Annotated in this window: 5 protein-coding genes; 1 reads left to right on the top strand and 4 read right to left on the bottom strand. The window is 40.3% G+C overall.

Annotated elements, in window-relative coordinates:
* The coding region (locus tag B3143_RS02900) for an aldehyde dehydrogenase family protein (protein WP_286739455.1) at nucleotides 1-411 on the top strand (411 nt) is incomplete at its 5' end.
* 172 nt (nucleotides 412-583) lie between these two features.
* Here B3143_RS02900 and pnuC read toward each other — a convergent pair.
* The 4 genes from pnuC to B3143_RS02880 form a co-directional block, all read right to left on the bottom strand.
* A complete protein-coding gene (pnuC, locus tag B3143_RS02895; RefSeq protein WP_004812066.1) occupies nucleotides 584-1153 on the bottom strand; it encodes a nicotinamide riboside transporter PnuC in 570 nt (189 codons plus the stop codon).
* Between the two features lie 28 nt (nucleotides 1154-1181).
* The gene (locus tag B3143_RS02890; RefSeq protein WP_004812065.1) at nucleotides 1182-3365 is read right to left on the bottom strand and encodes a TonB-dependent siderophore receptor; all 2184 of its coding nucleotides are present in this window, start codon (nucleotides 3363-3365) and stop codon (nucleotides 1182-1184) included.
* 40 nt (nucleotides 3366-3405) lie between these two features.
* Nucleotides 3406-4611, bottom strand: coding sequence for a phosphotransferase enzyme family protein (locus B3143_RS02885; protein WP_034424589.1), 1206 nt, complete (start codon nucleotides 4609-4611; stop codon nucleotides 3406-3408).
* A 300-nt stretch (nucleotides 4612-4911) separates the two neighbouring features.
* Nucleotides 4912-5238, bottom strand: coding sequence for a hypothetical protein (locus B3143_RS02880; protein WP_004812063.1), 327 nt, complete (start codon nucleotides 5236-5238; stop codon nucleotides 4912-4914).
* Nucleotides 5239-5783 lie beyond the last annotated feature (545 nt).

The raw sequence follows: 5783 nt of genomic DNA, 5'->3' as shown, positions 1-5783 counted from the left end.
ACCGGTGGTGAAGCACGTCATGAAGTGGGTCAAGGTTTCTATATTGAACCGACCATCTTTAAAGGCACCAATGACATGAAAACCTTCCAGGAAGAAATCTTCGGGCCTGTACTGGCTGTGACCACCTTCAAAGACTTCGATGATGCGATCAAGATCGCCAATGATACGATTTATGGACTCGGTGCCGGTGTCTGGTCACGCTCAGCGCATACCTCTTACCGTGCAGGCCGTGCTATTCAGGCCGGCCGGGTCTGGACCAACTGTTATCACATCTACCCTGCCCATGCGGCTTTCGGTGGTTATAAAAAATCAGGGATTGGGCGTGAGAATCACAGAATGATGCTGGATCATTATCAGCAGACTAAAAACTTGCTAGTCAGCTATTCGACCAAACCAGCCGGGTTCTTTTAAGAAGTGAAATAAAAGCGAACTTCGGTTCGCTTTGAATGTATGGTAGCTAGCTTTCACAAAATATCAGCAACATCTTCAAGCTGCGGCCAATTCAAATAAAGTTTTTAGTCTATAAACACTTTTTTTAAAGGAAAGAGCATCACCTCAAATTTCTATTTGCAATAGTGTCATTTCAAGATAATGTCACTCTATAAAGATTTCGCCACATCCTCCAGCCATTTAGTGCAAGAAGAATAAAGAGAAAATAGAGTACGGCTGTTAAATACAATGATTTATGGGTGTACATACCGACATAAATTACATCTAGAACACACCATAATCCCCAGCTTTCAATATATTTTTTGGCTGCCCAATAACTTGCCACCAAGCTAAAAGAGGCCAACATGGAATCCAACCAAGGGAGTGATGCTGTGGTGAAATGAGCAAATAAGGCGCCAATCACCAGACCGGCGACAATACCCACAATCAGGCTATATACCCAGATTTTTTTATTCAAATAGCCAATCTGCACGGTGATAGCCTGGTCATGATTTTTCTTCGACCAGCTATACCAGCCATACAGTTGCATCAAGATAAATACGGCTTGTAATGCTGCGTCTGCAAATAAATTGACACGATAAAAAATAATCATATATAAAAATACAGCGACAATATTCACCAACCAGCAGACTTTATATTGTTTGGAGGTCAGCCAGACACCTAAAACGTTTAAAATGAACGCTGCAATTTCTATATTTTCCATAGCAATATAACCTGATTAAGCAGCCAATTTAGAAGTTCAGATTGAATGACAAGGTTGCTGTACGCGGCGAACCCAAGAATAAATAATCATCACCCAAAAATTCACCTGCATCACGCCAGTATTTCTTGTTGAACAGATTATTAATATTCAAGCGCAGCAATGCATCGGTCGTATTTAGCTTAAATTGATAAGCAGCGCCTAAATCAACCACACTATAACCTGCAACTTTCGCAGCACCCTCTTTATTGGCATATTTGCTGGAACTGTATTGACCACCTGCCAGAACAGTGAAACCTGCAATGCTCGGTACGTTATAGCGAAGATGTGTTGCGAAACGAGCTTTTGGCACGTTTTGCGCCTGATGATTACCATATTCAACCGCTTCTACATTTTCTAAACGGGCTTTAGTCAAGGCAAAAGATGAAGTTAAGGCCAGATGATCGGTTAATGCACCATTCAGTCCGAGCTCCAGACCCTGACTATGTTGTTCGCCTTCCGCAACAAAATAGCGAAGTCCTGAAATCGGCTTGCTATATTGGTTGTCTTGGCGTAAATCAAATAGCGAGGCAGTCAATAAAAACTGCTTGATCTGTTGTTTGAAACCAACTTCATATTGCTCTGAGTAGATCGGTGCTAGGGTTTCAGCAGCATTCTCTGCAAACCAAGGTGCTGATTTTCCATCTGACAAGCCTTTGGCATACGAGGCATAGACGGTAGTCGATTCCAAGGGGCTATAGCTGATTGCGAATTGCGGTAAAAATTTAGCTAAATCGGTATCGCGAACTTTTATTACCTGCTTACCCTCTGCATCATAAGCATGTGCTTGCTCATCAAGCTCGATCCATTTTCCGCCAATTAAAGTGGTCCAATGTTCATTCCATTCAATACGGTCTAATGCTGTAAATGCAGTTTGTTTACTTTTAAGTGCTTGATATTTTGGTCCAGCATTCGCTGTTACTGGGGAAAAATCTATAGTTTCTGTATAAATATTACCTACACCAATCCATTCATTGACACCAGCAAAACGATCTCGCGATTTATTGGTTTGTGTAATATCAAAATTTAGATAATGTTGCGCCCAATTGGTATCAATCACCCCATCTAGTTTGACTTTAAATTGGTTGGTTTTAAAGGTTTCATCTGGATTCTGATAATCGTAAATATCATACTCGCCAGCTTTACCAAACGTATTACAGGAATACGCTTCTAGACAGCCTTCCCGATAATATCCATAAGCAAAGCTTGAATAGTCATCAACTCTGGATTTACTGTGGGCTGCAACGAGTCCCAAGTTCCAGTCATCATTCAAAGCATAACTATATTTTAAACTGCTATTCAGACTATCGATCGTGACCGGTTTGCCCCAAGTCTGATAACCCAGCAATCGATCCCATTTCACATTTTCTGGGGCTTTGCCATCCAGTAATTGATAACCTGGCACTGATTTTTGTTCGGAACGCTGTGCTTCAAGATCAAGTTCTACTTTGGATTGCGCTGACATCTTCCAATCCAATGCCAATGCCGCTAAATAGCGTTCACCCTCCACATGATTGACATAAGAATCCATCTGTTCATTCACCAGATTGATGCGATATCCGAATTGTTGCTCATCACCCAAAAAACCACCGAGATCAGTTGCCACTGAAAACTGGCCGTGTTGATCGGCCGAGAATGTCAGTGCCTGAATATCTTTCGGTCGCTTGGTGACATAATTAACCACCCCACCCGGGGTTGACATCCCACTTTGAATCGCGGAAATGCCTTTTAAAATTTCCACACGCTCTTTATTTTCAAGTGCAACGTTTTGTTCACCACGAATCACATTGCCATTAATGAGGTAGCTTGATGCCAAATCAAGTGCAAAGCCACGCGAGACAAAGTTTGGATAATAGCCAATTGCAGCATAGCCATCACCGATGGCTGCATCATTTTTTACCACATCGCTCAGCACACGAGCATGTTGTTCAGCAATGAGATCGGCAGTCAAGATAGAAACTGATGCAGGTATTTTTTGCAAATTCTCCGTACCAAAACCTTCAATATTCACTTTGGTACTCGAGTAAGGAATGCTTTGATCGGCTGTGATAACAATCGTGTCAAGCTTTTGAACATCGTCTTCAGCATAAGTCAGCGGGACTAAACACAGCTGCGACAGAATGATCATATTTAAAGATCGGATTAATACATTCTGTTTGAGTTGACGAGTGTTCATACGAAACCTTATGTCTGTGAAGTGGGTGATGATGCTGGGTTTAGAGAGAGCATTGAGAAGATTGCAATTCATCTTGAATGAGCCGGGTTAAGGTCTGGGTAAATTGTTGACCTTGTTCGCCAAAGAACCAGTCCACATGACCGATAATCCAGTCGTAATAAGCAGCATCTGCATGGTTGAGGTTGTGGGTAATACCCACAAAATACTCCAGCTCTGAAAAAGCGAAATCCAAATGCACGATTTTCAGTAGTTCTGGCAAAATACTAAAATCTTCTTGTGGATGTACTTCAGAAAAATAAGCATGTAGAAAGGCAGTTAAACCAGCTTCATCAATCTGAATATGTGGGCTCTGCTCTAATTCCAACCAATTAATGAAATTACGTTCAATCGTCACAGCCAGATCATAAAGTGCAGAGTTTCGGTCAGATAAACCAAAATCAATTACGGCAGTAATTTCAGCTTTGGCATCCGGCGCTGACCAGAATAGATTAGAAGCGTGTAAATCGTTATGGGTCCAAATTTTGCTTGCCTGTTGCAATACAGGCTGAATACGCTGGTGAACCTGTAAGATTCGATCTAAGAAGTAAGGATCTAAATTTTTATCGGCAAAATAACGGCTTAATTCTGAACTGTTTGCAATGCGCCGTTGAATGGCTGTAATGATATTTTCACTGTCTAAAAGCTGCTGATTGGAAACCAAATAAGATGCTGATCTGCCCTGCTGTTCGGGAAAATCCTGCATCGCCATATGTAACCTTGCCAGTAATTGCCCCGCTTTCGCAGCATGTTCAGCATAGAAAAAAGGTTTCCAGGATTGCTGATCTGCATACAGATCTAAGCCGACTGCTTTTGCATAGACTTCATAGGTCCAGTCACCTAGCTCTAAAGCAGTCAGACCTTGATTTGAGCTAATCAATGCTGCAACAGGAATTTCTTTGCTAGCTAAATGCTGAAGAACAGCATGCTCCTGTAAAATATCGCGGGCACGACGAAAGGAACAATGGCTGCGCTTAATCAAATACTGATGCGCGACTGCTTCATCCCTGATCACAAAATCCTGCTCCACCTTGACCAGCGCCGCAGATGAAAATGGCCGGGGACTATACCACAAAATCTCAAAATGACCTTGTAAACAGGAATAGTGCTGCTGCAGGCTTTGTAATTCTGGATCAGAAATATGTGCCCAGTCTTTATTTTCCCAGGCATTGCCCATACCATGACCTAAATCATTGGTAATTATGGTCATCATCACTATTCCTGAGCTAGATCATTATCTAATAATGGAAAATCATCGTTTAGGCGAACATGCAAACAGTATTTTTAAATACATTTAATATTGAAGACACGCCCTAAAATTAAGTGGTACATACCAGTATTAAATTGAAGGCAAGTTTAGCCTTATAAATATAAAAATAGAATAGATCTCTCGCATAAATCAAAAAATGATCTTCTTTTTGGTTAATATTCGAACTCCAGATTTCTTAGCATTCGCGCATAATCTGCGGATGAAAATATATCGATTCAAACAAGCTTTCTTATCCTCAGTTCAAGCGATAACGTAGTTTTGAAATGTACCGTAATTCATTTTCATGACTTCACTAAGTAGCTCTTTAAATCCCTGTTTATCAGCAGCAAATTCTACCAGTGATTCATTGTTCAGATCAGTAACACATGCCATGGTCGAAATGACCTGTACACTATGAGCTTTGAATAACCCTCTCAAAATTTCATTTGAATGATTTTGGTCTTTAATGAAGTTCTTTAACGGCTTAGCAGGGATTGCCCAAGTATCGAAGTCTTTCATCTGTATCTGACGAACTTCAATGTCATTGATTTTGATGCTTCGATTCGTTTCTAGAAAAAAATCATTCATAATGATGTCTCAAATTAGATTTTAATGACAAAAAAATACCCTGATGGTTATCCCATCAGAGCTAAATATAAAATTATTTATTTCTTAATTTGAAATACTTTGATCAATCAGTTTCTCAATAGTATTAGAGGCAACATCATTAAAGTATGCACACTCACACTTAACTTCTTCTATTGTGCATTAATGGAAATACGATCCTCTTGGCTAACATATGATTGATGAAGCATATTTTCATATTCTTTCAATGTTTTTTGCAGTACAGTATTTGGATCCTTTTCCCAATAACCAATACCCAGCTTACCATCAATATTTGCAGCGTAATATTTAGGTTGATCATATTGAACCGTACCGGGTTTGTCGGAGACCACTTTTCTTGAGATGAGAAGCATTGCTTCGAAAGACGTAGCGAAGCGTAGTATCCCGATGACAAAATTAAAATATACCCCTGAAATCAGAGAAAGAGCGGTTCAATTATTGATTGAATCTGAAAAAGATTATCCATCGAATTGGGCTGCAATCACAGCAATTGCGCCTAAGATTGGTTG

This window comes from Acinetobacter sp. UBA1496 (assembly GCF_002324975.1).
Lineage (GTDB): Bacteria > Pseudomonadota > Gammaproteobacteria > Pseudomonadales > Moraxellaceae > Acinetobacter > Acinetobacter variabilis.
The sequence above is the reverse complement of the archived record's forward strand: the minus strand, read 5'-3'. Positions and strand labels throughout refer to the sequence as shown.